The following is a 25795-nucleotide window of genomic DNA, read 5'->3' as shown; positions in this document are numbered from 1 at the left end:
GTTTCCGCAGCCATCGAGCGGATCGACCAGTGCGTCGCGTCGGGCGGCGTTGTCCGCAATGTCCGCTCGATTACCTCAGCAACCTGATCGTCGTTGATGGTTCGAGGGCGGCCAGGGCGGGCTTCGTCAAGCAGGCCATCACAGCGATCCTTCAAGAATCGGCGGCGCCACTTGCCAACGGTGTGTTCATGGATGCCAAGTTCGGCAGCCACAGATTTGCTTGGCAAGCCATCTGCGCACCGTAGGATCGCGCGGCACCGCTCAGATAGCGACCGGGCCACACGATAACGACGAACCTGCCTCTCTAAATATGCTCGCTCTTGCGGACTCAGCACCAACGGCTCGATTGGCCGGCCTCTAACACCTGTATTCGCCACAAGCGCTCTCCTCTACAGAGAATCGAGCCATCATATAATGTGACGAACTTGCGTTCCAGATGACTAGGATCGTCCGACTTTTTCCGCCAAACAGGCTGGGTTACTTGGGAATGCCTTTCGTATTCGCTACCCACATTGGGCACAAGGTGCTCGACAGAGCGGTCAAAGCCTATCGTTCGAATTGTATACCGTCCGCTGTTCGTAGCCGTCCCTATCGTGATCAGTGCGCTGGGTATTGCGGCGGAAAGCGACGACATGGCGCATTATCTCCATACATCAATAGCAAATTGTAGTCGGCTCGATGCGTGATAAAAACATGCCGCTGGTCCCGCCCGCTCGCGATTTAGCAGCCTCGCTTAACGCCGAAGAACGAGCGCGTCTTGACCAAGTCCTTCCGTTTGCCATCGGCGGATCACGCGAAACCGTATACCGCAAGATAGAAAGCTTGCTATCCGCGACGGTAGCCGACGAGCTTATGATCCTCTCGTTCACTTACGATGAGGCCGACCTGCGCAGGTGCGCCGAGATCGTTGCTGATATGTCGTCAGCTTTCGATAGGACTCCAAACCGTTCGAATTCCGTCAGAAGGTACCCGGAAGCCTGAACTGCGCCCGAGCGGATGCAGGTCGAGATCTCCAGTGGCGGCAAGTCCCCTAACTTCCTCATGTAGTAGGCTCCGAAGCTGTAACCAAACCTGCATCACCCACGAATATAATCTCGTCGGATTGCATCAGCGAGGTGACGCGCACACCGAGGGCGCCGGCCGGCGAGGAACTCGGAGATCGCCGGCCTCGATCATCAAACCTATAGGGAGAGAGCAGTGGGACTGTCCTGGCAACAAGGTCCGCTCTCAACGGGAGCATTTGGCCGGTTCCTCGTGCCCGAACCGCTGCCCAAGCGATTGTTGTACGTGGAGCGTTTGCGTCGGCGCATGCGCGTGCGTTTCGCCGGAAGATGGATCGCCGATAGCGAGAATGTCCTGCTGCTCTTCGAGCCCGGCCGCTATCCGGTAGCCTACTTCCCTGAGAACGATGTTTCTCGAAACGTCCTGGAGCGCACCGAGCACACCACCCAACACGCTGATCTCGGACTCACGTCCTGGTACAGCGTCCGGGCGGACGAGCAAAACGCCGTGCCGCGAGGGGCGTGGCAGCACACCAGTCTGCCAGCTCACGCGAGCGAACTGCAGGCACGCGTCGCGTTCGCCTGGCGGGCCATGGACGCGTTCTACGAAGAAGACGAGCGAATCGTGGGCCATGCCGCTGACCCCTACCACCGCATCGACATTCGCCAAGCCTCCCGGAACCTCGTCGTTCGCTATGGCGACCGGATCATCGCCGACACCAAGCGGCCGGTGGTCCTCTACGAGTCCGGTTTCGCGCCGCGCTGGTACGTTCCACGCGCCGACATCGATGAGTCCGCCCTCACTCCCGTGAAACTCCAGACTTTCTGCCCATACAAGGGACTGTGCAGCTACTACAGCATCGGTGACGCACGCCAGGCAGCCTGGTTCTATCCCGATGCCTATCCCGAGGTGCGCCGCATCTCCAACCTGGTGTCGTTCGAACCGGACATCGTCACGGTCCATCTTAACGGCACCCAGCTCCACCTTGAGCCGGGCCAGACCGTGGTTCCGCATGGCCCCGACCGCAACCTCGACGTCACCGAGGTAGTCCGCCCTGCAAACGGCGATGATCGGTCACCCGACAGCGGCCCCGCATCGGCTGCGAGTAGCTAGGAAAACTTCCGGTCCCTATCAATCTCTATCAAAGCGAAGCGGGACATGGCGCGATTACTGTCGGTGAACGTCGGGCTTCCGCGCGATGTCAAGTGGAACGGTCGCACTGTGCACACCGCGATCTGGAAAAATCCGGTAACCGGCCACTGCCGCGTAGGCCGGTTGAATCTGGACGGAGACGGTCAGGGGGACCTGAGCGGCCACGGAGGTGAGCAGCGAGCCGTCTTCGTCTACCAGATCGAATCGTATCGCTACTGGCGGGATCAGCTGAAGCGGACCGACTTCGTCCACGGACAGTTCGGCGAAAATTTCACGATCGATGGGTTGCCCGACGACGCCGTGTGCATCGGCGATCGCTATCAGATCGGCGCGGCGCTGTTCGAGGTCACTCAGCCTCGCGTGACCTGTTATCGCGTGGGCATTCGCACGAACGAGCCACGGATGCCGGCTTTGCTGACATCCAGCGGACGGCCGGGCTTCTACTTCCGCGTCCTGCAGGAGGGCGAGGTGGGCGCCGGCGACGAAATCGTGAAGGTGGGCGAGGCGAACGAGCGAATGACGGTCGCGGAGATCAACGCGCTTCTCTATTCGCCCAATCACCCGCGCGACCGATTGGAGCGCGCCTTGCGCATCGAGGCGCTTTCGCCCGGATGGCGCTGGTCGTTTGAGGCATTACTGCAGAGCCAAACGGCTGCCACGGGGAGTGGCAACGCGGGGCTTGCGCCGGCAGCAGCCGCACATCCCGTCGCACCTGGATTTCGGTCACTCGCCGTCGTGGCGATTGATCAGGAGTCCGCGGACGTGCTCTCCCTGTTGATGCAGGATCCGGACGTTCGGCCGCTGCCGCCGGCTTTGCCAGGTCAGTACGTCGTCTTGCGTCTTCGACCGAACGGCGGCGGCCCGCCACTCTTTCGCAGCTACTCCCTCTCCGGTTCCCCTTCGACGGAGCGCTATCGCATCAGCGTGAAGATCGAGCCGAATGGTGCGGCTGGAACCTACCTGCGCGAGCATCTCCAGGTGGGCGACGTTCTCGAGGTCAGCTCACCGCGTGGAAGCTTCATTCTGGAGTCCGGGGAGCAGCCCGTGGTGTTGCTTAGCGCGGGAATCGGAGCGACGCCCGTTCTGGCGATGCTGCACGCGTTGGCGGAGGCCCGCTCGCCACGTCAAGTCTTGTGGCTGCATACGGCTCGCGACCGACAGCATCATCCGTTTGCCGCCGAAGTCCGCCGCCTCATGCTCGGGCTCGCCCGCAGCCGCAGCTATGTGTGCTACAGCAGGCCGGGCTCGCGCGATAGGATGGGCGAGGACTTCGACGCAGCCGGTCATCTGTCGCAATCGGTCTTCGAGGAGGTCGGCATCCCGCGAGAGGCGGATGTCTACCTCTGTGGGCCGACCCGTTTCATGGCGGACATGAAAGCGGCGCTCGCGGCGTTTGGCATGCCGCCGGAGCGGGTTCATGTCGAGATTTTCAACGGCAGCGAGTCGATGACTCCCGGCGTCGTCGGCGCAGCGATGCGAGCGCCTCATCTGCCGGCGGACGACGCCAACACCGGTCCGCTGGTATCGTTCGCGCGAAGTGGCGTTGCCGCCCACTGGAAGGCGTCAGCCTATCAGAGCATTTTGGAGCTGGCCGAGGCATGCGATGTCCCGGTTCGTTGGTCGTGCCGGACCGGTGTTTGTCACAACTGTGAAAGCGGTTTGGTTTCGGGCGCGGTCGCCTATGGACCGGAGCCACTCGATAAGCCTGCCGATGGCAACGTTCTGGTTTGCTGCTCACAACCGGTTGGTGACGTCGTCATCGACTTATGAACGCCGAGGGCAGCGCATATCGGGTCGAAGACGAGGAGAGAGGTACGATGAACGCGATCAGCGGAGCGGTCCCGAAGTTCTCGGTCGAGGTGATCACGTTGCCGGTGAGCGATGTCGATCGAGCGCTGCGGTTCTATGTCGACCAAGTGGGCTTCGCGCTCGACGTCGATTATTCGCCGAACTACGCGTTCCGCGTCGTGCAGCTCACTCCGCCAGGCTCCAGCTGCTCGATACAGATCGGCAGGGGACTTACCGACGCGCCCGCCGGATCACTTCGCAACGTCTATCTCGTCGTGACCGACCTTGAGGCTGCGCGGAGCCGTCTGCTCGAACGCGGGGTCGCAGTTGGCGCGATCCGCCACAAGACGCCCGTTGATGCCTGGGACGGAAGTTTCGCACCCGGGCTCGACCCCGCGCGCAAGGACTACGCCAGCTTCGCCGACTTCTCGGATCCGGACGGCAACAGCTGGGTGTTGCAGGAACGCGGTTACCGTGATTTCTGAAATGTATGGAGGTTCGGTGTCTCAAGCATCGTTTCGGAAGCTCTAGGTTTCGGCCGTGAAATCTTGCCGTCCTCTCGTTGCTCTCCGGAGATCACAGCGGAATTGCAGCGCGGCTGCTCTGGCGCCTATCGTTCCGACACTTTTGGATGGCTCACTCTCCGAGCGCCGCCAACCATTCGCCAACCGCAATCGGACCGCGCCCGCGTTCGGATCGGGCTCTGGCAGTCTCGAAATCGTCCGTTCTTCTGACCTAACTTCTCAAAGTCTACGGCCCATTCTGGCCACGCGCCCGGTGAACATATTCGTGCAAAGTTTCGTCCGACCTAGCGCGATCACCGTCCGCTCTGCTCTCGAGAGCCGGCGCATCGATCTCTTGCGGAGCTCTCTACGCAAGCGGCTTGACCATTCTAACGGTTCCTCGAGAAGCCAAAATCAGTGCCTAGCCCCAGTCCAACCCATTGTCGCTACCGGCCGGCCCCGGGGTCTGCGGCCTCCATCGAGGACAGGGATCCTGTTAGGCGATTGGTGGTCCCGCAATATCTGCTGGCGATCGCTCGCCTCGGCCCATATCCGATCGATCGTGCCTTGACGTGGCGGTGCGCACCTCCGGGCGGACGTAGATAAGCAGACAGACACAAATCAGGACCATGCCGCCGATCGGGTACTCAAGTGCTACAAGAGCAGCCGAAGCAAAAAGTCCTGTAGTTATGAATGAGCGCACGCGCATGATCTTTCGCGCGTGGGCTGGCACTTCCTCACTTTGAGGCCGGTCGATGGCTTCCATGCACAAGAGCACGTAGGTCGCGTTCACGAATACGAGGACGCCTGCATAGAATGAAACGGGAATTGCAGCGAGCTCCGTTTGCGCGATCCAGGCAGTTGAGAACGGCATAAGCGAGACCGAGAATAAATGGGCAAAGTTTACCCAAATCAGGCGGCCTGTCGCAATGTTTGCGTACTGCAACAGATGGTGATGATTAATCCAAACGATTGCGATGAAGAAATAGCTCACGGCGTAACTCACCGCACTAGGCCACAACGAAATAAGAGCCTTCAGAGTCCAGGCGTGAGGAGCTTTCAATTCAAGTACAAGGATCGTAATGATGACCGCGAATACTGCGTCTGACAACGCGTTCAGCCGGTCCGGCTTCGACTCTCGCGCAATCATCTCTTTCTCCTCTATGTAGTTTCATTCTCGGTTTTGAACCGAGCAAGCTCCAGGGAGTCATTGGTCCATAAGCGGGTAACAGTCGCCTTCCGGCGAAAAAAAACGAGAAGGAGCCTGGAAAGTAAGCGCCGAACGAACGCGATCGATGATGATAGCGTCATCACAGCGCGGCACCATTTCCTTAGCCTTGCATTCCACGGTGGCGAGACCATCGTCGAAAATTGGAGCGCCACACAGCATGGTGCCCATCGGAAGTCCATATATCGAGGGGCCTCTTCGAGACCAATCCTACCAGCAAATCGGTCATCGCGCTTCTCATCATGGACTTCATGCGATCTCTCTCGGGCCTGCCACAACGGCGTTGCAGTTGACCAACGCGGTCAGCTTCTTTAACCCTCGATGGATGTTGATCTTAACGAGCGCCGCGGATTGCCCGGTTACACCAGATGCGCGTTCGATGCTAAGCCCCTTCAACTTCACAAGACGGATTACGCTGGCCTCCGCAGGTTTCAGCCGGCCAAGCAGGTCGTCCACCGCGACGGCGCTGATCGCGCTTTCACCGTGATCCTCGATCGGTATCTTGTCGTCGAGCGGTAGTGCGGAGAATCGAGACGCGTCGCGAACACGATCGATCCACTTGTAACGTGCAATCGCCATGGCCCACGCACCGAACGATCTCGGCGGTGCGTATGTATGTCGTTTGGAATGGATCGCGAGAAGAGCATCTTGTCTCGCATCTTCAGATGCGGGGTGCGGAAGTCGCCGTGCGTAGTAACGACGCAGCCAGACGTCCAATTCTCTAATTAGCTGCTCGTAGGCGTGGCTATCACCATCTTGCCCAGCGGCCATCAGCCGCCCCCATCGCCTGAACCGTGCATCAAAGTTTTCGGCCTGCGAAGCTGCTTTTGCCTTTTTGGGCGCGCCAATTAGGAAACCAGGTGACAAGGAGCTTTGTGCAGCTTTGCTACGGCGCTGCGGCAAGGAGGCTCCCGAGGAACCAATGATCCGATTAGGCAAGGCGTTCATTCGCACTGGCTCCTCTCGACCCACTCAAGAAGGGCATTGGCGTCGAACGGCTTTCTGAAAAGGCACTTCGTGCCGACTGAGATGGCTTCTGTGTCCAAGTGCGTCTCAGAGAGGGCCGTAATGAGGATGACTGCTGTCAGGATGCTTTGCTCGCGCAGCTTTCGTGTGAGGGTAAGCGCCATCTTGCTGAGGTCTGCCGGCAACCGGAATTCGCTGATCGTAGGTTGCGAGGAAAAAAACTTGCCTTCTCACGAGGAAAGCTCGCATCGGCCTTGGTGAGCGGTTCGCCGCTTTCGCTCAGCAATATAGCGCCTCGGCCTGCGCCCGAATAGCCGAGTGCGGCGTTAAGAAGAGCCTTAGCCAGTCCTTCGTAGCTGGTCTCTTTCGAGATCGTCTGAAACGCTTTGGCGATCAGCTCCAATTCTGATGTTTTTACCTCAAACATCATCGCGCGGCGCTCGTGGTAACGGCAGCGACAAAACTTATCAGGCGATTGCTATTTCCGCGCTCGGTACCTCGGCTAAGTCCGCGCACGAGGACGCCGAGATAGCCGAGTGACGAACTTTATCAAGTCCCCACGGTAGTAGAGCTTCTCGTAATCGATCGGTCTAAGCCCTTCGGTATATGAGGTGCGCTCAACCAGAAAGATGGCACTCCCGATTGCTACGCCTAGCGCGCTGGCAACCTCCTCCTCAGCCGTTACAGCTTCCAGCTGGTATTCGGCGTTGATCAAAGGGACACCGTACTTACCCTCAAGCAACGCAAAGATCGGCTCAGCCTCTAAGTCATTCTTGACAATCTTCTTTCCGATCTCCAGCGGCAAATACGTTTCATCGAACGACATTGCCACGCCGTCGGCTATCCGGACGCGCTTGATCCGATAAACCTTAGTGCCCGGCGCTACGCCGAGATGCTGAGCGACTATGTTGCCAGCAACAATGGGTCGCTTGTCAATGAGACGAGCTGTCGGGTTGCGGCCAAGCGCGACCATATCCTCCACGAAACCGCTGAGTTCTGTGAGCTCTTGTCTAACTTTCGGCTCGCTGACAAACGTGCCCCTGCCACGTCGGATTTCGACCAACCCACGAGCCATAAGGTGCTCCACAGCTTTCCGCACAGTCGCTCGGCTGACGCCGAATCGATCGATCAGACCCTCCTCCGAAGGAAGCTGCGCTCCAGGCCTCAAGACGCCGGCAGCAATGTCGGACGCCAGCGCCGACGCGACTTGCGCATAAAGAGGTATAGCGTCAATGCTCAAGCTCACCAGGACATCATGACGTCCGGACGTCCTGTTGTCAACTGTTTGCCTGTAGCCTCGGGTTTTCGGCCGACAGATTTAGGTGCACGCTGCTGGTGAAATACTCTCAATTTGACAGCACAAGTATAACGGTCTCGCGCCTGTCTGTCGGAACAGCGACTTTCGGCAAGCAGACCCAAGAACCCGCAGCCCATGAGATCCTCTCAAAGGCTACAGATGCGGGGGTCGATTTCATCGACACGGACGACGGCTATCCCATCAATTGCGCTTCGCCAGAACGCATGCTCAGGCCGGAAAGCCTGGGAGCGCTCCACACTCGTCTGGATATCCAAGATGCTCGCCGCTGCACAGTCGCCAGGGGGCTTCCACCGCTCAGCCATTAGCTGCAGCCGCAACCTAGCGCGTGGTAGGCCGACCGTAGGCCATTGGCCCGCACCTGCGGTTGGCGAGGCCGTTACGCGCAAGGCGGTCGGCCGTCGCGCAAGCGTCTTGTCGACGTCACCGCCAGTTGCCTTTCCTTGCTTTCACGGCAACGTGAGCTCCATGCCTGTAACTGATCTCGGACGGCTGACGAAGTATCGGTCAGAGATGACGCAGGGCGGCGGGAGATGGAGACGCGACACGTAACACGCCGGCAACTCGGCAAGCCTTTCTTGGTTGGCCAATACAGGAGAAGCAAGCATGATCTCGGCGGCATTCCCGTACAAAAAGAAGCGACGAACGGTCCTCGGCAGTGAGATGGCGTATGTGGAGGCGGGAAAGGGCGACCCGGTCGTGCTGCTGCACGGCAATCCCACGTCGTCGTATCTTTGGCGCAACGTGCTACCGCATTTGGAGCCACTAGGCCGCTGCATCGCCCCCGACCTGATCGGCATGGGCGATTCCGACAAATTGCCTGACAGTGGACCCGGCTCGTATCGCTTCGTTGAGCACCGCCGTTACTTGGACGCCCTGCTCGAGAGTCTGGATGTGCACGAGCGGGTCACTCTCGTCATCCATGACTGGGGGTCAGCGCTCGGCTTCGACTGGGCCAACCGCCACCGCGAAGCTGTGAAGGCTATCGCGTACATGGAGGCGATCGTGGGGCCGCAGAACTGGGACCACTGGGACAAGTTTGGAATGCGAGCCGCCCTGGAGGGGTTGCGTTCCGAGGCCGGCGAGACGATGGTCCTGCGAGACAACTTTTTCATCGAGAAGATCCTGCCGGCGGCCATCCTGCGCACCCTCTCCGCCGAGGAGATGGCGGAGTACCGACGGCCGTTCGCCGAACCCGGCGAGGGACGACGGCCGACGCTGACATGGCCCCGGCAGATCCCCATCGAGGGCCAGCCCGCCGACGTGGCTGCGATCGCAGCCGCTTACGCGGACTGGCTGGGCACGAGCAATGTACCCAAGTTATTCTTGAAGGCCGAGCCTGGCGGGATCCTCGCCCATGGCGCGGTTCTCGACTTGGCCCGCAGCTTCCCGGCGCAGACCGAGGTGACGGTCGCAGGGCGCCATTTCGTCCAGGAGGATTCGCCGGACGAGATCGGGAGGGCCATCGCCGACTGGATGGCGAAGTTATAGAGTGCAATTATCTGAAGATCATCGGACTCTGAACGATTACAGATGCCTCCGGTTGTGCACGTCAAAAAGAACGCGACGTAACTGGCTGACGCTCTAGAAGCCCGAGTTGCGACTGCTCGATTTGGCGTACCTCAAGGGAGCAGGGCGCCCAGCATAACGGCCGCGCGTCGGCCAACTTATCTGGCCATGATTGAACTCCAACACGAACATGCTCAGCCGACGCTGAAGCCAGGGGTGATCTAGAAAACAGGTTTAGATGCCCGACCGATCTCAATTACTTGGCATCCTCGCCGGAGCGGGGGGGGGGAGCGCAATAGCAATCGGAAATATGGAGGCGTTCTCCATTGAGAGCACATTTCCGCTCTTCGCGATTCCATTCGCGACATCGATCGTGACCGTGCTAGGCTCACCAAAAGCAGAACCGGCGCAACCCCGCGCGCTTATCGGCGGTCATCTTGTCTCCACGCTGGCGGGACTACTGGTTGTGAAATTATGCGGCCCCGCGCTGTGGGCCGCCGCCGTCGCAGTTGGTCTGGCAATCGTGGCAATGCATCTGACCGGCACGTTTCATCCGCCCGCCGGCATCGATCCGCTGGTCGTTGTGGTCGACAACATGTCCTGGAGCTTTCTGGTCGTGCCCGTTGGCATAGGCGCCATGCTGCTCGCGACGTTTGCTTTTGCTTGGAACAATATCCTCACGCGATACGCTAACGGAGGCCATGGCTGGCCCGCCCGGTGGTGGTGACCTTCACATGCCTTATTGCGGCGAAAGGTGATGCCAAATGTCGCCTAACGATCTCGCAAGCTAAGCCGCCGCTTTTGGTTCTTGAGACATGTCATTGGGTGGTGTCACTCGAAGGTCTGATCGAAGAACCGTGCCACATTGGATCGTCCGGCTTCTGTTAGCTACGGGCTGTTGCCGAGTAGCGGCGCCAGAGCCGCCGAGGCCCTGATCTTTCGGTGTAGATTCGACACGAGTGTGTCCATTAGGCTCTTGTGTGGTAGCTTCGCAGCCGCGCATACAATTTAAACGAGCCTTTACAGCAGGCATCCAGGCATCGGCTAATGGCCCATCTGTTTGCCGCGAGTCATCCGGACGTTTTAAGGATCGACGCATCTCAGCGCGCTACGGACTCTGAACTGTTGGCCTCCTTGGTTGACCTCGATTTTGATCTGCGCGACATGCTGTTGCTCCAGGTGATTGGCCCGCATGGTTAGAGCAGGCCAGAGCCGCGCCAGGACCATTCTCCCTGATATGGCCAGCCGTCCTTAAGGTTCGCTTAAGGTGGTGTGCTTCTCTTCATTCCAGCAAACCGTTGAAACGAAAGCGCATTACGTATGGTGCACTCTTGCCTCCGCCGTTGCTCGCTGCACGATGTGATGCCCATTCACGCGGCCTTTGCATCGCGCAATAGCAACTGCAGCATGCCCGCGTTCCGGACAGCAGTTACCCCCCAACGGCAATGCTCCAAAAAGTGCCGGCCAATTACATCGCTCGAGAGGGCGAACTGTTTTCATCGCTGACGAGAGGTCGCATTTCCACCAAAAGAGAAGTGAAGCAATGACTAAGTCAAGAACGTCCTATGACAACACGAAAAGCGCTGCCAGCGCCATCGATCGGAGCCTCGCGGTCATTCAGCTGTTGCTCTCTTCGTCGGTGAGCCGCTGGGCACCGCTTCCGTTGCGCCTCATCGTCGGGTACGGATTTGCCGAGCACGGCTTTGCAAAGCTGTTGCGCGGTGCCGATAATTTCGCGGGAATTCTGCATGCGATGGGACTTCCCATGCCGCACGTGTTTGCCTGGATAACGATCGTAACGGAAATCGTGGGAGGATTTTTTGTCCTCCTGGGGGCTCTTGTTCCGATCGTCAGCATTCCAATGGCTATCGTGTTGCTGGTCGCTATCTTCACTGTCCATCTGCCGTACGGGTTCTCGTCGATAAAGCTCCAAGCCATAACTCCGAACGGGGCGCACTTTGGCCAACCTGGGTATGAAACGGATCTCCTTTATTTGGCCGGTCTGGTTGCGCTTGTGCTTGGTGGTTCTGGTCCCTTCGCAGTGGACAACTGGTTGCTGAGACGGTTGGTTGCCGGCTCTGGCGCGGCCCGCGGAGTTCGGCGGCAGACCGATCTCGATGCTTAGGGGTGGCTCGCTCGCAAATTCAGTTCCGCATTTGCGAGCGGCTCACTCGCTCTATAGCCCCTTACTAAATATCACGTCTCAATAGCCGGGGCCGATAACCGGCCGTGAGTTGTGCCGCGTACTGAAGGAGAAAGCGATCGACCCGTGCGCCCCGCCGATGTGCTTTGTTGCCTAGGAGATATTCGCCGCGTAGCGCGCACCATGCGCTGACGGGGCCGACGTGAGTCGTGACGTGGGATTTTGTGCGCGCAAGGGCCGCAAAGATTGTTCAGAAATGCTGCAGCGTTTAGTCAATGGCTGCATTTGACGATCACGCTGTGACGGAAAGATCGCCGCTGCGGCTCGAGCCCGCAGTTCCTAGAGGGCCACGTTCCAAGCTGTTCGCGGAATTGCGCTTGAGCCTTGTCTCCTGCAGCCGGTTATAGAACCTTCTGTGGCGATTGCGGGTTCTCCAATTCCTCGGAAGCTCTTCACGGCAGCGAATTGTTCGATTGGCTCAATGTGAGGACCCCCAGCCGGATCGTTCGTTCGGCTATAATGAGCTCCGGCCCGATAGTACCCCCGGGAATTACGGTCTTGGGATCATCTCGCGAGCGCCCGACGGCGCTTCAGCGACCAGACGCGGGTTGGCGATGCATTCATAAGCGGTTCCCACGAGGTCATTCGCAGGCATTGCTCGCGCGTAACAAAATCGCGCTGCGCGGCACCTTCTCGCCTGGCGCACCAAGCATATTCTGAACCATAGGCCGGTTGGGGGAGAATGGAACCGATACCGCTGATATTGGCAGAGGCAGTGATGACTAAGGGCAGTGCGATTGCCCGAACGCGCGTAAGCCTTCGCCTAATCGAGATAGTGGCAACCGTGTAGCTATGTGTGTGGAGCATCTGTCACTCGTTCGCTGAAGCGAGTTGACGTCGGAAAGTGTGATCGCGCAGCTTAAGCCGAGCTGAAGAGAGCATCGATGTAGGTGGCTCTTTGGTGTCTTCGCTCACAATGAACAAGTTCTCCGGCCTAACTCACAAAATACTTAGCGTTGCCGCGGACCTGCAATCTCAAGGTGAAGGCCTCCCTGGAGCCGGCATAAGCTTCAGACTGGCTTAAGCTACGAAGCGATTTTGCCCCTCAAAACAACTGGCCTGGCTTTCTCGATTCATCATGGATCGTTTTGCCGGCTCACATTGGGAGGGCATCGCCATGAAAGTTACAATATCTACAGCCGCCGTTCTTGGCTTGACGACTGCGGCCTGCGCGGGTGAGCTTCCTAAGGCTTCATTGGAAGAGCTCCCACCTTCGCAAGGAGTAGTCGACAATGGATGGGAAGGACTCAAGAAGCACCCGAGAAAGCTCGGCGCTCGAGCTCGGAAGTCCGAGCCTGCGAAGAAGCTGGAGCTGCCGGCGAATGCGTTGGCTGTTACCAAAGATCCTAAGGTGCCCATGGATGACAGCCTGACCTGGCATGGTCTTACGCTATATGGCCAGGTCGACGTGGGTCTGACCTATCTGAGTCACGGTGCCCCGTTGAGCCCCACTGCAGGGACCGGCGTGAACTATTTGATTGCGAGAAACAGTAACAGATCGTATTTCGGCATAGGCGCTAATGGATTTGCCGGGTCGTTCATCGGCCTTAAAGGTAAGCAGGACATCGCGGACGACGTCGCCGCCATATTCAAACTTGAAACTGCATTCAATCCGCAGTCGGGCCTGCTTTCCGACGGAGGGGGGTCCATCGTGCAGAACAATGGTCTGCCGATCGACAGGCAGAACTCATTTGCCGATTCCGCCAAAGCCGGTCAGGCTTTCAATGTCGCGGCTTACGCAGGTTTGAGCTCTCCGACCTACGGCACACTGACATACGGGCGGCAAGCCGCTTTGACGTCTGAGGCTGTAGTTGCCTACGATCCGATGGCGAGCGCCAGTGCTTTCTCCGTCATTGGCTTTCAGGGCGCCACCGGCGGCGGTGGCGATACAGAAAATCGGATCCTGGACAATTCACTCAAGTATGGCGTGAATTTGGGTCCCGTGCGTGGCGCAATTCAAGCACAGATTGGCTCAGGCCCCAAAGCAGGACCCCGCAATGCAGTGCAGGCGCAGGTGGGCGGGAGTTACCTCGGTCTGTCCGTGGATGCGATTCTCAGTCAGATCAATGGCGCAAGCTCTGCGAGCCCGCTGCCATTTCCACTTCCTAATGTACTACCGACGAATATCGGGAATGGACTGGTCGCCGGAACGATCTCGGACAATACCAGCTACATGCTGGTTGCAAAGTACGCCATCGGTCCTTTCAAATTCTTTGGCGGGTATGAGCACATCCAGTTCGCGAATCCAAAAACACCGTTGAGCCCGGGCGATTTCATCACGGGCGGATATGTGCTCGGGACCGTGTCCAACAATAGCTTTACTACGGACAGGGTGCTCCAAATATTTTGGACCGGTGCAACATACGAAGCCAGACCTGACCTCGACTTGAAATTCGCCTATTATCACGAGGAGCAGAACAGCTATCACGGAGCAGCAGGAACCAGCTTCAATGCCGGGCGCTGTTCGAATGCCAGTCTTGCGCAATGCAGTGGCCAGCTCGATGCGCTCTCGTTCTTGATGGATTACAGATATTCGCAACATATGGATGTGTACGCTGGCATAATGTGGTCGCAAGTGTCGAATGGCCTAGCCAGCGGCTTTCTTCAGAGATCTACGATCGATCCGACAGTCGGGCTCCGGTATCGTTTTTGAAGCCCTGTGCTCAAAGCCATACAGCTTCAACTCAATGGGTGCCGTCTCGACTTCGAATAGGAAGGTGCGTTGGGGACGGTGGAGGATCAGCGAAACCGGTGCGAGATCTTAAACGCCGGCGAGACCGGAACTATGCGGCCGTCGAGGGGAAGGATCGAAGCTAAATGATGGGTCTAGCGTCGAGGACATTGGCAGGGCGGGTCGGAGCTAGTCGGATCAGATGCCGCATCCCCTGCACTTTCAACTCCGCTCCATCGTCGCGTTTTTTGCGGCAAAACCTGACGATTACGGGATCTAGAAGAATTCGGCCACTACGCTTAGCTTATCAGGGCCTGCCTTTGAAGAGCGCTGGGCCGACCGAGTATCCCAAATCATCTCGGCGCGCAGCCCCGAGGTATCTTCTCTGTTGAGCAATCGGAGCCGCGCTCCGCTCGTCCGTACAGCCATGTCCACAATAGAAAGTCCGAGCCCGCTGCCGAGCGAGCTTTTGTTGCGGCCGCGGAAGAAGCGTTTGGTAACCAGCGCGAGCTCCTCTTTCGGAATGCCGGGGCCGGTGTCCTCGACAAATACGGTGGTGCCATCTTTGGTGGCCTCCGAGGACCAGCGGATGGTTCCTCGCCGCGGCATATGGCGAACGGCGTTCTCGTGTAAATTTCGGATGGCGAGGAGAAGAGAGTCTCGGTTCGCGGTGACAACAGTGCTATGCAGGATCGGATCAACAATAACGTCGGTGTTCCTATCCGGTGGTGGAAGGGTGTCGACCACCTCTTCCACAACCTCTCCCACGTTGAGCTCCGTTAGGAGCGCGGCGGCCCCCGAGTCGAGCCTGGCGATCGTCAGTAGCTGACGAACGAGTCGAGTGATGCGATCTACGGCGAACAGTATCTGACTGAGCGCTGCGTCCCGTATGTTCGCGTCTCGCGCCGTCATTGCGATCTGCGCTTGGGTCCGCAAACCCGCCAAGGGAGTGCGCAGCTCATGTGCAGCGAACGCGGTGATGTGTCTCTCGTGACGAAGAGCCTCCCTAACTCTTTCGAACAGATTGTTAAGTGAAAAAACCATGGGGAGGATCTCTTTCGGAATTCCTTTTGTCTCAACTGGAGTCAAGTCGTCGGCGTTGCGGCGCCGGAGATCCGCGGCGAGCGCATGCAGCGGTCGAAGGCCCTGATTGAGGCTTGCCCAGATAAGGAATGCGAGAACGGGGATTGCCAGGAACATTGGAGCCAGAAGACCCTTCATAATGTCGGCCACAAACGTCTCCCTCAATCCCAGTCTGTCGCCTACGAGGACTCGAAGATTTTTCGTGGGATCCTCAGCAGTGAAGACTCTCCACTTCTCGCCCCGGATCGTGCGTTCCGAGAAGCCCGTGCGATTGTCGCTAAGACTCTCATTCGGGGTACCGCTGGACCTTGCCACAAGGCGACCGTCAAGTGACCAAATCTGGCAGGAAAGCTGGCGATCATAGGTCAAGAACTCGGCCGCGTGACTTGAGTCCGAATCCTTTTGGAAGGAGCCGATGCCGTTGCTCGACGCCAACGACAACACCATGCGCGCCGCCTCTTGTAGCCTTGAATCGAGAACGTTCTCAACCTCGTGCGTAGTGCCAACATAAATCCAGCACGTCGCGGCTATCCAAATGAGGCCTGTTGTCACGACAAGGATGAAGAACAGCTTGCGTTTAAGAGAATTCATGATGAAGCCGGCCTCATGCGATAGCCAATGCCCCTTAATGTCTCGATTTTGGATCGTCCAATCTTACTACGGAGCTTATGCACGTGGACTTCGACCGTGTTGCTTTCGATTTCTTCCTGCCAGCCATAAAGGCGCGCTTCCAGATCGCTCTTGGAAAGAACGATGCCCGGGCGATCCATAAGCGCCGACAGGATCGCAAATTCCCGACGCGATAGGCTGATGACGGTTCCATCAACGGACGCCGTCAATCGTGCCACATCAAGCGTCACTCCATTGTGAGACACGTAAGGCGATGCGCGGCCTTGCTGCCGGCGACTGATCGCGCGGACTCGGGCTGCGAGTTCGTCCAGATCGAAGGGTTTGCCAACGTAGTCATCGGCACCCGCATCCAGTCCCTTAATTCGATCCGACACTTCATCAAGAGCGGTCAAGAGGAGAACCGGGATCCGGTGGCCCTTGGCACGCAACGATGTCAATAGATCCAGGCCGGATCCATCAGGAAGCATGAGGTCCAGCACGACTGCGTCGAACTCGTCTGTTGCGAGCGCGGCCTGTCCGTCCGTGCAAGTGGCGACCACGTCGAGCGTCGCACCGTATAATCCGAGGCCTACTTTTAGACCGTCCGCGAGAACTGAATCATCCTCGACGACCAAAATTCGCATTGAAGCCGCTCCTCATTCTGAATTTCGCGTCGGCGGCGGACCTTAAGGCTGGCTTAAGGTGGCGGCCCGAACTGGAACCCACGCCGTAGCGGAAGGGGGACTCCATGTCATACGGGCGCATACTCGGATTTGTTACTTTGCTCATGGCGCTAACGGCAGCGGCGGCTCTGGCCGAGGCAGCCGGAATCAAACCGGCCGATCAAGCTTTTCAGTTCCACGCGGAGTGGGCGGGTAAGGGCGGGGTGAGGCTAGGATGGACCATTGCGCCGGGTCACTACCTCTACCGGGACCGCATCACCGCGACGATCGACAGCCGGCCTGTTCGCATCGAGACCGAAGCCGGCGAGCTCAAGGAGGACCCGAATTTCGGACCAACCGAGGTCTATCATCTATCAGCGGCAGCGACCGTGGCGCCGGAGCTTGCGTCCGTCAAGGGCAGCCTGATCGTCACTTATCAAGGGTGTGCGGAAAACACCATCTGCTACCCGCCTATCTCGAAGACAGTCGATCTTTCGACGTTGTTGGTTGGTGATGCAGCTGAAGGAGACACCAAGATCGTGCCTCCTTCCGAGATGTCCGACGCCAACGTCCCGGTTCCCAAAAAGGTCACCCAGGAAACGTGCAGCGAAATCGAGTCGGAGTCAGCGGCCCTGTCTGGCAACAGTCTCTCGTCGATGTTGTTCGCCTTCCTCGGCTTCGGTATTTTGCTGTCCTTGACGCCCTGCGTGTTTCCCATGATTCCAATCATGTCGGGAATGCTTGCGCGCTCGGGCGGCGCGCTCTCCCTGGGACGTAGTTTCGTTCTGTCCGCCAGTTATGTCCTCGCGATGGCTGCCGCATACGGCGCTCTCGGGGTCTTCGCGGCATGGTCGGGCGAGAATTTACAGATTGTTTTGCAGACGCCGGCGGCAACAACCGCCATGAGCCTGGTATTTGCGGCGCTCGCGCTCTCTATGTTCGGTCTTTACGAGATCCAGTTGCCGCAGTCGTGGACGTTGCGACTTGCGGAAAACGCAGGGAACAAAGGCTCCATCGGCGGCGCCGCTGCACTTGGCTTCGGCTCCGCTCTGATCGTAGGACCATGCGTAACCCCGCCGCTTGCCGCCGCGTTGATCTACGTGGCTCAGACTGGGCTCGTGATACGCGGCTCACTGGCACTATTTGCTCTGGGGTTGGGGATGGGACTCCCGCTTGTCGCCTTTGGCGTGCTGGGCACCAGGGTACTTCCACGTTCGGGGCCGTGGCTCACGCGGGTCAAGCACATCTTCGGCTTCATCTTCATTGCGCTCGCCATCTGGATGAGTTCGCGAGTCATCCCGATGCAGCTCGTAGCGAGGGCATGGGGAGGCCTGTTTCTTGCGGTCGGAGGCTACTTCATTGCGGTCGTCCTCATGTCCCGTCAGCGTCGGTTGCCTCACTTCGCCGCGGCTACGACCGGCGCTTTGGCAATTGTCTATGGCGTTACGCTGGCGGTTGGCGCAGGCAGATCGAGCTATGAGCCACTCCGTCCGCTGGCTGCGATGGGTCTCGTGACGTCAGCAGCCAACGCGACTGTCCAGGCAGACGGATTTCGGACCGTGACCAATGAGGCCGCTCTCGAAGATGCGATCGATCTCGGCCGGAGGCAGGGAAGGGCGGTCATGATCGATTTCTCTGCCGAATGGTGCACGGAATGCAAGCTCATGGAGCGAAACGTCTTCTCGCAAGATGCCGTACGGCAGGAGCTGCGCGGAATGCTGCTCGTCCGAGCCGACCTCACGCATTTCGATCAGGACAGCAAGAACCTGATGAAGCGCTTCGCGGTCGTGGGGCCTCCGACGATTGTCTTTCTTAATCCTAATGGCAGCGAAATTCAGGAAGCGCGCGTCGTGGGCGACATTGGGGTGGCGGGCTTCCTGAGCAAACTTGCGAAGGCCCTGCGTGCCTGATCATATCATTCGATAGGAGACTACTTTGATTAATCCGCTTTCCCGAGCTCAGTTTTTGCGACTGGCAGCTCTTTCGGCCACCGTTCTTGTCGCGTCGAGCGACGCCTTCGCTGATGACGAGATCACGCGGGATATCATCCTGAACGATCCAGAGACCCCGACAGGTGGCAATCCGAACGGCGATCTGACGATCGTCGACTTCTTCGATTACAATTGTCCCTATTGCAAGGCGGCGGCAAAAAATCTCGAGAAGGTCGTCAAGGATGACGGCCGTATCCGCCTGGTTTACAAGGACTGGCCGATCCTGCACCCGACCTCGATCATCGGTGCGCGTCTTGCGTTGGGCGAAATATCAGCGCAAATACCTCCCGGTGCATCACGCCCTGATGGACATCCCGGGCTACGGAGTAGGCCAGGAGAAGATGATTGAAGCGACCCGCAATGCAGGCGTCGATGCAGCGCGATTGGACTCGGATATGATCGCGCATGCCGACGACATCGCGAAGTTGATCAAACGAAATCTGAATATTGCGGAAGCGATTGGCTTGCAGGGAACACCGGGGTTCCTTGTCGGCGCCTACCAGGCCCTGAACGAGCAGGGCTTCATCCGCGTGGTGGCCGACGCGCGTCTGCGTCAGAAAGCTAAGTAATCGCGCGGATCCTCAGGGTAGGAAATCATGCTGGGTCGTTGTATTGGCGAGCGGCTGAGGCTCGTCCTGTTCGCCTGCATCTCAGCCACTGCTCTTGCAGGATGCTCGGTCACGGTCGGGTCGCCGGCAATAACTCCAACTCCCACAGCCTCCGATACCAAGGCAGATTACGCCGCGCTTGGCGCGGAAAAGTTTCCGGTGGATGCACTCGACACGTCTCAGTTGGTCCACAATTCCTCAAGCAGATTGTCACCTACCGATCGCCGTATCCACCCGGTACCATTGTCGTCGATCCACATAGTCGCTTTCTTTATTTCATTCAGAAGGGCGGCCAAGCCATCCGCTACGGCATCGGCGTGGGCCGTGAGGGCTTGGCTTTTGCCGGGACGGGCCTCGTGCAGGACAAAAAAGAATGGCCGCGCTGGACACCGACGAGCGCCATGATCGCCCGTGAACCGAACCGCTACGCAAAATGGGCAAGAGGGATGGAAGGTGGCCTCGGAAATCCGCTTGGGGCTCGCGCGCTCTACCTCTTCAGGGCTGGACAGGATACGCGTTACCGCATTCATGGAACGCCCGAACCGGACAGCGTCGGCAAAGCGGTCTCTTCCGGATGTATCCGCATGATGAACCAGGACGTGATCGACCTCTATTCACGCGTCCCGCTTGGGACAAAAGTCGTTGTCCTCTCAGCGAAGACGTCCACCGCCGACGCCACGAAGCTTTGGTAGGTGGCCATGCAATCGCCTGCGGCGCGGCAGTCATCGGCGAGCATCTTCATCCCGATCGCTCGTATTCGGACGGCTAATAGGTTGGTGCACCGAAGCATGCCCTGGCACGACACAAGACCTTTGGCTTCTGACGCGCGCGAATGTGGCTCGCGTGAGAGCGCGCTCCTTCTTTCAAGCCCGCAAAGGGCGATATAGCTCGCGAGTGGAGCGGGAGCGCGACGGTTGCGCGGCCGAGACGAAAGGATTGAAATGATTCGGAACCCAACGTCGAAAGCACCTCGCCGCCACTCGAATGTTTACCATCAGTTAGTTCTGGCGCGTCGTCGGCTTCGTGATTGGATGGTATCGTCAAGTAACCCGAGCACTGGTCGCGCGAGGCCCTCCAGCAGCTTGCGTTCGGGGCGAACGCGCGCGAGCACACGAATACCGAGGAGAACCCCAAGAAGAGACTTGGAAAGGTCCTCGGCCGAATGGGCTCTCGCGATGGTCCCCTCTCTCTGACCTTGGGAAACGCATCGAAGGAAGAAAGCCTCCACTTCCTCGAGAAATGTTGCCACGATACCCAAGAATTGGGCGTCGTGCGGCGCGCTCTCGATGGCCGAGTTTACCAGCAGACAGCCGCGGCGCTGCTGATCAGTGAGGGAGCGCTTGATGATCTCCGCATGAAAGGCGCTGATCGCCTCCCGCGGAGGGAAAGTGGATTCGATGCGGTGAATGCGTTCACGGAACATCTGGTCGAGATACCGATTGAGCGAGCGCTCATACAAAGTCCGCTTGTCGCCGAAGGCATTGTAGGGGCTGGCGCCCGCGATGTTCATTTCGTTAGCCAAATCGCGCACCGAGGTCGCCTCATAACCGCGCTGCCAGAATCTTTCAATGGCAGCGTCCAGCACGGCGGCTTCGTCAAACTCGCGCGGCCTCGCCATTATGTCCTACCTCGTTCCATCCTGCGCTTCGCTGGCTGAAATCAATCCAATAGCATTCAGCGCGGCTGCCTGACAATCGAAGTCGGCGCCCGTTTGCGAGTCAATCGGCTTACCGCCACCATTACCGGCGAGTATCCAAAATCACAATGCGGTCTTGCAAAACGCGCGCTTGATTTGTTTTAGATCGAGTGATCCAAAACGATAGTCGATCACGGATATAGATCGCTGATGCTACTAGTCCGATGAGTTCAACTGCCATTGAAAACTCGACGACACGTCCAAGCCTGGTCTCGTCCGATTCTTGGAGGGGCACACCGTCTGTCGCTCGCCGCGCGATAATGTGGGCGCTCTACACAGTGCGGCTGCGCCCAATGGGACCTTACACGACGTCAGACTGTGGCGCTGACTTGCCTCCGGTCCGCCGTCTTCCGTCTGCCGCTTTATCTCGGAGTTGGCGTTTCGACCCTGTCTCAAGCATCCGGTCGGGAATTACTGGGGCATCATGATATGTGAGGTCTTCAATCGCACCGTCGTCTCGCCTGGACCGCGCGCAGCCCCGACAACCACTGCGTTTGTGCTGGTGACAGTGACCGTGTTGGCAATCCCGGTCCTCAGTGAACGGCCGTTATGGCATTCGACGACAGCCATCTGCGTCATCGCGATGATGGTCGTGTTCGCTGCAGTTTTCGCCAATCGAAGCAGTATAAAGGAAGAAGATCGATGATCCGTTTCTATTTCCACCCAACGCCCAATCCGACAAAAATCGCGCTGATGCTTGAGGAAGTCGGCTTGGCCTACCAATTGGTTGCGATTGATACCAGCAGGGGTGAACAGCACACGCCGGAGTTTCGCGCGGTTAATCCCAACGGCAAGGTGCCTGCCATCGTCGATACGGAAGGACCTGGCGGTAAGGAGACGCGGGTTTTCGATTCCAGCGCGATACTGCTTTACCTTGGCGAGAAGACAGGACGTCTGATCGGTTCACCGGCTGATAGACCGGAATTGTTGTCATGGCTCTTCTTCATCGCAACCGGCGTCGGCCCATTCTCGGGACAAGCCGTACACTTCCAGTACGCGGCTCCAGAAAAGCTCGCCTACGCCGTCAATCGCTACCGAAGAGAAGTCGAGCGTCATTACGAGGTGCTCGATGAGCATCTGAAGGAACGCGATTTTATCGTTGGGAACGATTATTCAATCGTCGATATTTCCGCATGGGGATGGTTGGATCGTGCCCCACGCGTGCTGCCGGGCGATGGGGTACCCCTGGCGGCGTTTCCTAATCTCGAACGCTGGTTTCGGGCGATCGATGCGCGCCCGGCCGTGGCGAGAGCTCGCGCGGTGGGGAAAACCCATGCCTTCAAGAAGGAAATGGATGAAGAAGCGGACCGCGCACTCTTTCCTTCCAACTATGCGAAAGTCGCTCGTTAGGCCCGCCGCCTCAAATCGTCCGAAAGCGAAACAAAGCGAGACAGCCAATGAAACTTCAGAAAAAACGAGTGCTGATCACTGGCGGCTCCAGCGGTATCGGATTTGCGACCGCCGAGGCAATGTTGGCCAACGGAGCGGAGGTCGCGATTACCGGTCGACGGCTGGATGTTCTGCGCACTGCCGCTGAGCAGCTACGTCAGGGTGGCCGTCTCGAGTACGTTGCCGCGGATGTCAGCACGGAGAAAGGTCGGGGAGATGACGCTTACCTGCGCGCTCGAGAAGCTCGGCGGTCTGGATGTACTTGTCAACAATGCTGGCGGAGTTAGGGCCGGTCGGCTGGAGGACAGCACCGAGGAAGAGATCAGATCGATGATCGAGGTCGACTTGGTCGCGCCGATCTTGCTGACGCGGGCGGCCCTGCCCGCGTTGAGGGCGAACGCCGACGGCCTAATCGTGAACATTACATCGGACGTCGCGCTTGTCGCGGCACCGTTCTATGCCACCTATGCCGGGGCCAAAGCCGGCTTGGCTAAATTCAGTGAATCGCTTCGCCGGGAATTGAAGGGCGAGGGCGTGCATGTCATGACGGTCTATCCGGGGGCGACCGAGACGCCGATGAATCGTTCGTCGCGTGCAGGCCCCGAGCTCGGCTTTGCACGAGAGCCGGCGAGTGCCGTTGCCGCGGCCGTTATCGAGGGAATAAAACAGAACGCCCTCGAAGTAATTCGAGGCGGCGAGTTTTGGGCGAAGATGACCACCTTGAACCGCGAGGACCCAGCCGCGCTCGATACGCGGTTCCTTGATCTAAAGCCAGCACTGGCGGAGGCGGTTCGCGACCATTCGTGCGCTCTGACGGCGCACAACGTTCCTCTGCGCAACTACAAGATGATCATAGCGAAGGAGACCGCTTATGACACGCTTTGCACTCTACGTTGAGTTGAAGGCGAAAACGAGGTCGGGAGGAGGACGTTGCGACCTTTCTTACGAATGCGCGCGACCTCGTCATGGCTGAGACCGGCACGATTGCACGGTTTGCCGTGCGCATCGACCAAGAGACATTCGCGATCTTCGACGCGTTTAATGATGAAGCCGGACGGACGGCGCATCTCAAGGGCGCGGTCGCGACGGCACTGATGGCTAATGCGGCCGATCTACTTGCCGTAGCTCCAGAGATTCGCCAACCCGCGGTGCTCGCGGACAAGCTTCCCGCCTGACTCCCGCGACCGCATCGGCCGGCCGATACGAAGGTATGGGCCTAGCCATTAAACTCAACGGGTTGTGATTATACGCTTCCGAGGCAAAAGAATTCCCATGAAAGTCGTTGGCGGAGGGATAGACTCTCGGCGGCGTTACAGCTTCTGAAGGCTGGACTTGACGTGCATGTCTATGAGCAGGCGCCGCACATCGCCGAAATCGGCGCAGGCATTCAGATCAGCCCCAACGCCTCTCGGCTCCTGCTGCGGCTGGGCCTTAAGGCGGCGATAGATGCTGTCGGTATGCGGCCGGGCGCGAGACATCAACGGCGCTGGGACGATGGACGCACCTTGCAGCACGCACCGCTCGGGCCTGAGGTCGAGGCCGCCTTCGGTGCCCCGTACCACCACTTCCATCGCGCCGATTGTCAGCCTTCTGGCCGATGCACTGCCACAGCAGCGTTTGCATACCGGCCACAAGCTCATAGGGCTAGAGCAGAAGGGCGAAGCGCGTGATTGCGCGGTTCGAGAACGGCGCGACGGTGGAAGCAGACCTCCTGGTCGGTGCCGACGGCATTCATTCGCGTGTGCGCAGTCTCGTCTTCGGTCCTGAGAAACCGCGCTTCACCGGCTGCGTTGCGTGGCGCGGGCTGGTGCCGGCCGAGCGCATCAGACATCTCAGCATCGGGATCGCTTCGCACAGCTGGTTGGGACCGGACGGCCATGTCGTGCACTACTGGGTCTCGGCCGGGCGGATGATGAACGTGGTCTGCGTCGTCGAGCATGGTGACTGGGCCCAGGAGTCCTGGATTGACAAAGGCGAGGTGGCCGACGTCCTTTCGCGCTATGATGGCTGGCATCCGACGGTGCGCTGCCTGATCGGCGCCTTTCCCGAGACCTTTATCTGGGCGCTGCACGGCCGCGCCGAGCTGCCGTGTTGGAGCGCCGGTCGTGTCAGGCTTCTAGGCGATGCCTGCCATCCCATGCTGCCGATGATGGGCGCAGGGCGCCGCGCAATCGATCGAGGACGGCGCCGCGCTCGCGGCGCTACTCAAGGCCATGCCCGACGACAGCGCGGGCGCACTGGCGCGCTATGAAGCGTTGCGCAAGCCGCGCACGACGAAGCTGCAGCAGGCCAGTGCCGCCAACCGCACCCGCTTCCATCTACCCGACGGCGACGCGCAACGCGCCCGCGACGAGGCGATGGTCTTGTCGGGCGACCGCTCGATTGCGAATATTGGCTGGTTCTATGCGCATGACGCGGCGGACGTGGGATGGCGATAGCGAGGAGCAACCAGCATTGAAGCGCATGAAATGGTGATCGACGCGAGCAAGTACGCTTCCTCCGCCGCAAGGTTGCGCAACCCACGGCGGGAGGAGGTCTTCTCACCAGATGCGGCCCAAGCACGGAATAAGCCCGGATACCTCAGGAACGGAGACGGACACAACCGGGGTCGAACGAAGCCAAAACTCTCGAGCTTTAAACACTATGCGGCGCGATAACCGGATTCGTGGCGGGCGCGATTTCGTGCGTCAAGGCGCGGCTTGAGACCCGTGCTGCTCCAAACGACAGCACCAAAGCCGTACTCCTTGGCCACCCTCTGGGCGGTATGCCTGCCGAAGAACCCCACGATCAAGTCCGTGCAAATCGACTGCGGCCAATTCGGCCTTCTTTTCCATCATTTTCCTTGCACGCCGCTTTGTTGGCGCCAGCGAACAGCGGGCCGCAGCATCGGCTGCGACAAGATTGCAGAGTTCAGGATCACCATCGCAGCATTCGTTGACCATGAAGGCGATCACTGACTGCAATCCCTCGGCTCGGAACGGTAGATGATGATGCTTCCCGTGCATGGAGCGCAGAAGGCCCGCGCGTGTACAAGGATCGCGAAGTGCGACGAAGTGTTGTGCGGCGCACCGATAGTCAGCGCTCCTAATGTACACTGATGGCTCCGCCCGGGCTTCTGAAGAAGCGATACTTGGCTTCCTGATCCACATTGCGAGGACATCCGATGCCCTGGGCTGCCGGCGCCAACATCTGTTTCTGGATCGATCCGGCACGCGACGACGGACGTGATCCTGCGCTTATAGAGTGTTCAAAAGGAAGCAGTGATGCCGCCGACAACCGCGGCAAGGCCCGGTCGGACGACCCAAACGTGAAATGCTCGTATTTGCGAGACCCTCGGTACAAAGTAAGCGTCGTTCTCAGGCCACGGCTTTGAGGGCTTGAGCGCGGTAGGCCCAGGGCAGTAGCTGGTCGATGTCGCGG

General features: G+C 58.9%; 28 protein-coding genes. 18 read left to right on the top strand and 10 right to left on the bottom strand.

Features of this window, described 5'->3' with window-relative positions:
• On the bottom strand, positions 1–377 hold a 377-nt coding region (locus ACZXDY_RS38820; RefSeq protein ID WP_464349142.1), incomplete at its 3' end, for a helix-turn-helix domain-containing protein.
• Between the two features lie 820 nt (positions 378–1197).
• Here ACZXDY_RS38820 and ACZXDY_RS38815 point away from each other — a divergent pair.
• From ACZXDY_RS38815 to ACZXDY_RS38805, 3 genes are read left to right on the top strand one after another with little or no spacing between them, the layout of a single operon-like run.
• Positions 1198–2115: a DUF427 domain-containing protein gene (locus ACZXDY_RS38815; RefSeq protein ID WP_035693013.1), complete on the top strand. Its 918-nt coding sequence runs from the start codon at positions 1198–1200 to the stop codon at positions 2113–2115.
• 45 nt (positions 2116–2160) lie between these two features.
• Entirely contained in the window at positions 2161–3924 is a 1764-nt protein-coding gene (locus ACZXDY_RS38810) for an MOSC and FAD-binding oxidoreductase domain-containing protein (protein ID WP_028169183.1), read from the top strand.
• A gap of 47 nt (positions 3925–3971) precedes the next feature.
• Positions 3972–4427 (top strand): VOC family protein, encoded by a 456-nt coding sequence (locus tag ACZXDY_RS38805; protein ID WP_035693022.1) that lies wholly within the window; start codon positions 3972–3974, stop codon positions 4425–4427.
• A 514-nt stretch (positions 4428–4941) separates the two neighbouring features.
• Here ACZXDY_RS38805 and ACZXDY_RS38800 read toward each other — a convergent pair.
• The 5 genes from ACZXDY_RS38800 to ACZXDY_RS38780 form a co-directional block, all read right to left on the bottom strand.
• Positions 4942–5595, bottom strand: coding sequence for a TMEM175 family protein (locus tag ACZXDY_RS38800; protein ID WP_080664194.1), 654 nt, complete (start codon positions 5593–5595; stop codon positions 4942–4944).
• A gap of 57 nt (positions 5596–5652) precedes the next feature.
• On the bottom strand, positions 5653–5844 hold the full coding sequence (locus ACZXDY_RS38795; protein WP_464349141.1) for a hypothetical protein: 192 nt from the start codon (positions 5842–5844) through the stop codon (positions 5653–5655).
• 78 nt (positions 5845–5922) lie between these two features.
• Positions 5923–6621, bottom strand: coding sequence for a sigma-70 family RNA polymerase sigma factor (locus tag ACZXDY_RS38790; RefSeq protein WP_464349140.1), 699 nt, complete (start codon positions 6619–6621; stop codon positions 5923–5925).
• A 136-nt stretch (positions 6622–6757) separates the two neighbouring features.
• Complete coding sequence (locus ACZXDY_RS38785; RefSeq protein ID WP_464349139.1) at positions 6758–7069, bottom strand: hypothetical protein; 312 nt, start codon at positions 7067–7069, stop codon at positions 6758–6760.
• Positions 7070–7141: 72 nt separating this feature from the next.
• The gene (locus ACZXDY_RS38780) at positions 7142–7885 is read right to left on the bottom strand and encodes a GntR family transcriptional regulator (protein ID WP_028169180.1); all 744 of its coding nucleotides are present in this window, start codon (positions 7883–7885) and stop codon (positions 7142–7144) included.
• 675 nt (positions 7886–8560) lie between these two features.
• Between ACZXDY_RS38780 and ACZXDY_RS38775 the strand changes: the two genes are divergently transcribed.
• From ACZXDY_RS38775 to ACZXDY_RS38760, 4 genes are all read left to right on the top strand, one after another.
• Entirely contained in the window at positions 8561–9445 is an 885-nt protein-coding gene (locus ACZXDY_RS38775; RefSeq protein WP_464349138.1) for a haloalkane dehalogenase, read from the top strand.
• 256 nt (positions 9446–9701) lie between these two features.
• Entirely contained in the window at positions 9702–10190 is a 489-nt protein-coding gene (locus ACZXDY_RS38770) for an HPP family protein (RefSeq protein ID WP_464349137.1), read from the top strand.
• Positions 10191–11006: 816 nt separating this feature from the next.
• Positions 11007–11588, top strand: a complete 582-nt coding sequence (locus ACZXDY_RS38765; protein WP_464349136.1) for a DoxX family protein — start codon at positions 11007–11009, stop codon at positions 11586–11588.
• A gap of 1156 nt (positions 11589–12744) precedes the next feature.
• Positions 12745–14319 (top strand): porin, encoded by a 1575-nt coding sequence (locus ACZXDY_RS38760; RefSeq protein WP_051397291.1) that lies wholly within the window; start codon positions 12745–12747, stop codon positions 14317–14319.
• Positions 14320–14613: 294 nt separating this feature from the next.
• On the opposite strand, the gene ACZXDY_RS38755 is transcribed toward ACZXDY_RS38760, so the two are convergent.
• Positions 14614–16011, bottom strand: coding sequence for an ATP-binding protein (locus tag ACZXDY_RS38755; protein ID WP_464349135.1), 1398 nt, complete (start codon positions 16009–16011; stop codon positions 14614–14616).
• Complete coding sequence (locus ACZXDY_RS38750; RefSeq protein WP_028168871.1) at positions 16008–16673, bottom strand: response regulator; 666 nt, start codon at positions 16671–16673, stop codon at positions 16008–16010. The genes ACZXDY_RS38755 and ACZXDY_RS38750 overlap by 4 nt, the downstream gene beginning before the upstream one ends.
• Positions 16674–16777: 104 nt before the next feature.
• Here ACZXDY_RS38750 and dsbD point away from each other — a divergent pair, with 104 nt between their 5' ends.
• The 4 genes from dsbD to ACZXDY_RS38730 all read left to right on the top strand — a co-directional run bounded on the left by dsbD (position 16778) and on the right by ACZXDY_RS38730 (position 19982).
• The gene (gene dsbD, locus ACZXDY_RS38745) at positions 16778–18601 is read left to right on the top strand and encodes a protein-disulfide reductase DsbD (RefSeq protein WP_464349134.1); all 1824 of its coding nucleotides are present in this window, start codon (positions 16778–16780) and stop codon (positions 18599–18601) included.
• 55 nt (positions 18602–18656) lie between these two features.
• On the top strand, positions 18657–19031 hold the full coding sequence (locus ACZXDY_RS38740; RefSeq protein WP_283807051.1) for a DsbA family protein: 375 nt from the start codon (positions 18657–18659) through the stop codon (positions 19029–19031).
• Complete coding sequence (locus ACZXDY_RS38735; protein WP_283807052.1) at positions 18988–19251, top strand: thioredoxin domain-containing protein; 264 nt, start codon at positions 18988–18990, stop codon at positions 19249–19251. Before ACZXDY_RS38740 ends, ACZXDY_RS38735 begins: the two co-directional genes overlap by 44 nt.
• Before the next feature lie 101 nt (positions 19252–19352).
• A complete protein-coding gene (locus tag ACZXDY_RS38730) occupies positions 19353–19982 on the top strand; it encodes a L,D-transpeptidase (protein ID WP_464349133.1) in 630 nt (209 codons plus the stop codon).
• Between the two features lie 302 nt (positions 19983–20284).
• Here the strand turns inward: ACZXDY_RS38730 and ACZXDY_RS38725 are convergent, their stop codons facing one another.
• Positions 20285–20908, bottom strand: a complete 624-nt coding sequence (locus ACZXDY_RS38725) for a TetR/AcrR family transcriptional regulator (protein WP_464349132.1) — start codon at positions 20906–20908, stop codon at positions 20285–20287.
• A gap of 720 nt (positions 20909–21628) precedes the next feature.
• Between ACZXDY_RS38725 and ACZXDY_RS38720 the strand changes: the two genes are divergently transcribed.
• From ACZXDY_RS38720 to ACZXDY_RS38705, 4 genes are all read left to right on the top strand, one after another.
• Positions 21629–22336: a glutathione S-transferase family protein gene (locus ACZXDY_RS38720; RefSeq protein ID WP_464349144.1), complete on the top strand. Its 708-nt coding sequence runs from the start codon at positions 21629–21631 to the stop codon at positions 22334–22336.
• 47 nt (positions 22337–22383) lie between these two features.
• Complete coding sequence (locus ACZXDY_RS38715) at positions 22384–22662, top strand: SDR family NAD(P)-dependent oxidoreductase (RefSeq protein WP_464349131.1); 279 nt, start codon at positions 22384–22386, stop codon at positions 22660–22662.
• Positions 22565–23272, top strand: coding sequence for an SDR family NAD(P)-dependent oxidoreductase (locus ACZXDY_RS38710; protein WP_464349143.1), 708 nt, complete (start codon positions 22565–22567; stop codon positions 23270–23272). Before ACZXDY_RS38715 ends, ACZXDY_RS38710 begins: the two co-directional genes overlap by 98 nt.
• A gap of 68 nt (positions 23273–23340) precedes the next feature.
• Positions 23341–23550, top strand: a complete 210-nt coding sequence (locus ACZXDY_RS38705) for an antibiotic biosynthesis monooxygenase (RefSeq protein WP_433994574.1) — start codon at positions 23341–23343, stop codon at positions 23548–23550.
• Positions 23551–23685: 135 nt separating this feature from the next.
• Here ACZXDY_RS38705 and ACZXDY_RS38700 read toward each other — a convergent pair whose 3' ends face one another.
• Positions 23686–23946, bottom strand: a complete 261-nt coding sequence (locus ACZXDY_RS38700; protein WP_051397294.1) for a hypothetical protein — start codon at positions 23944–23946, stop codon at positions 23686–23688.
• Positions 23947–24041: 95 nt separating this feature from the next.
• Between ACZXDY_RS38700 and ACZXDY_RS38695 the strand changes: the two genes are divergently transcribed.
• The 3 genes from ACZXDY_RS38695 to ACZXDY_RS38685 all read left to right on the top strand — a co-directional run bounded on the left by ACZXDY_RS38695 (position 24042) and on the right by ACZXDY_RS38685 (position 25332).
• Positions 24042–24626 carry an FAD-dependent monooxygenase gene (locus ACZXDY_RS38695; RefSeq protein ID WP_051397295.1) on the top strand — a complete coding sequence of 195 codons (585 nt, stop codon included), beginning with the start codon at positions 24042–24044 and terminating at the stop codon, positions 24624–24626.
• The gene (locus tag ACZXDY_RS38690) at positions 24589–24813 is read left to right on the top strand and encodes a hypothetical protein (RefSeq protein WP_051397296.1); all 225 of its coding nucleotides are present in this window, start codon (positions 24589–24591) and stop codon (positions 24811–24813) included. Before ACZXDY_RS38695 ends, ACZXDY_RS38690 begins: the two co-directional genes overlap by 38 nt.
• Positions 24814–25119: 306 nt before the next feature.
• Entirely contained in the window at positions 25120–25332 is a 213-nt protein-coding gene (locus ACZXDY_RS38685) for a hypothetical protein (protein ID WP_028168874.1), read from the top strand.
• The last annotated feature ends 463 nt before the right edge of the window (positions 25333–25795 follow it).

It is taken from the genome of Bradyrhizobium sp. LeoB3, from assembly GCF_055456055.1.
This window is presented reverse-complemented; position numbering and strand designations above follow the sequence as displayed.

Bases quoted from the DNA above. Each gene is read 5' to 3' on its own strand.
- ACZXDY_RS38785 (WP_464349139.1), bottom strand. From the start codon at position 7,069: ATGATGTTTGAGGTAAAAACATCAGAATTGGAGCTGATCGCCAAAGCG.
- ACZXDY_RS38710 (WP_464349143.1), top strand. From the start codon at position 22,565: ATGTCAGCACGGAGAAAGGTCGGGGAGATGACGCTTACCTGCGCGCTC.
- ACZXDY_RS38725 (WP_464349132.1), bottom strand. From the start codon at position 20,908: ATGGCGAGGCCGCGCGAGTTTGACGAAGCCGCCGTGCTGGACGCTGCC.
- ACZXDY_RS38805 (WP_035693022.1), top strand. From the start codon at position 3,972: ATGAACGCGATCAGCGGAGCGGTCCCGAAGTTCTCGGTCGAGGTGATC.
- ACZXDY_RS38760 (WP_051397291.1), top strand. From the start codon at position 12,745: ATGGATCGTTTTGCCGGCTCACATTGGGAGGGCATCGCCATGAAAGTT.
- ACZXDY_RS38715 (WP_464349131.1), top strand. From the start codon at position 22,384: ATGAAACTTCAGAAAAAACGAGTGCTGATCACTGGCGGCTCCAGCGGT.
- ACZXDY_RS38750 (WP_028168871.1), bottom strand. From the start codon at position 16,673: ATGCGAATTTTGGTCGTCGAGGATGATTCAGTTCTCGCGGACGGTCTA.
- ACZXDY_RS38810 (WP_028169183.1), top strand. From the start codon at position 2,161: ATGGCGCGATTACTGTCGGTGAACGTCGGGCTTCCGCGCGATGTCAAG.
- ACZXDY_RS38790 (WP_464349140.1), bottom strand. From the start codon at position 6,621: ATGAACGCCTTGCCTAATCGGATCATTGGTTCCTCGGGAGCCTCCTTG.
- dsbD (WP_464349134.1), top strand. From the start codon at position 16,778: ATGTCATACGGGCGCATACTCGGATTTGTTACTTTGCTCATGGCGCTA.
- ACZXDY_RS38730 (WP_464349133.1), top strand. From the start codon at position 19,353: ATGCTCGGTCACGGTCGGGTCGCCGGCAATAACTCCAACTCCCACAGC.
- ACZXDY_RS38690 (WP_051397296.1), top strand. From the start codon at position 24,589: ATGCCCGACGACAGCGCGGGCGCACTGGCGCGCTATGAAGCGTTGCGC.
- ACZXDY_RS38775 (WP_464349138.1), top strand. From the start codon at position 8,561: ATGATCTCGGCGGCATTCCCGTACAAAAAGAAGCGACGAACGGTCCTC.
- ACZXDY_RS38705 (WP_433994574.1), top strand. From the start codon at position 23,341: ATGGCTGAGACCGGCACGATTGCACGGTTTGCCGTGCGCATCGACCAA.
- ACZXDY_RS38700 (WP_051397294.1), bottom strand. From the start codon at position 23,946: ATGGAAGTGGTGGTACGGGGCACCGAAGGCGGCCTCGACCTCAGGCCC.
- ACZXDY_RS38735 (WP_283807052.1), top strand. From the start codon at position 18,988: ATGGACATCCCGGGCTACGGAGTAGGCCAGGAGAAGATGATTGAAGCG.
- ACZXDY_RS38720 (WP_464349144.1), top strand. From the start codon at position 21,629: ATGATCCGTTTCTATTTCCACCCAACGCCCAATCCGACAAAAATCGCG.
- ACZXDY_RS38800 (WP_080664194.1), bottom strand. From the start codon at position 5,595: ATGATTGCGCGAGAGTCGAAGCCGGACCGGCTGAACGCGTTGTCAGAC.
- ACZXDY_RS38770 (WP_464349137.1), top strand. From the start codon at position 9,702: ATGCCCGACCGATCTCAATTACTTGGCATCCTCGCCGGAGCGGGGGGG.
- ACZXDY_RS38795 (WP_464349141.1), bottom strand. From the start codon at position 5,844: ATGGGCACCATGCTGTGTGGCGCTCCAATTTTCGACGATGGTCTCGCC.
- ACZXDY_RS38755 (WP_464349135.1), bottom strand. From the start codon at position 16,011: ATGAATTCTCTTAAACGCAAGCTGTTCTTCATCCTTGTCGTGACAACA.
- ACZXDY_RS38765 (WP_464349136.1), top strand. From the start codon at position 11,007: ATGACTAAGTCAAGAACGTCCTATGACAACACGAAAAGCGCTGCCAGC.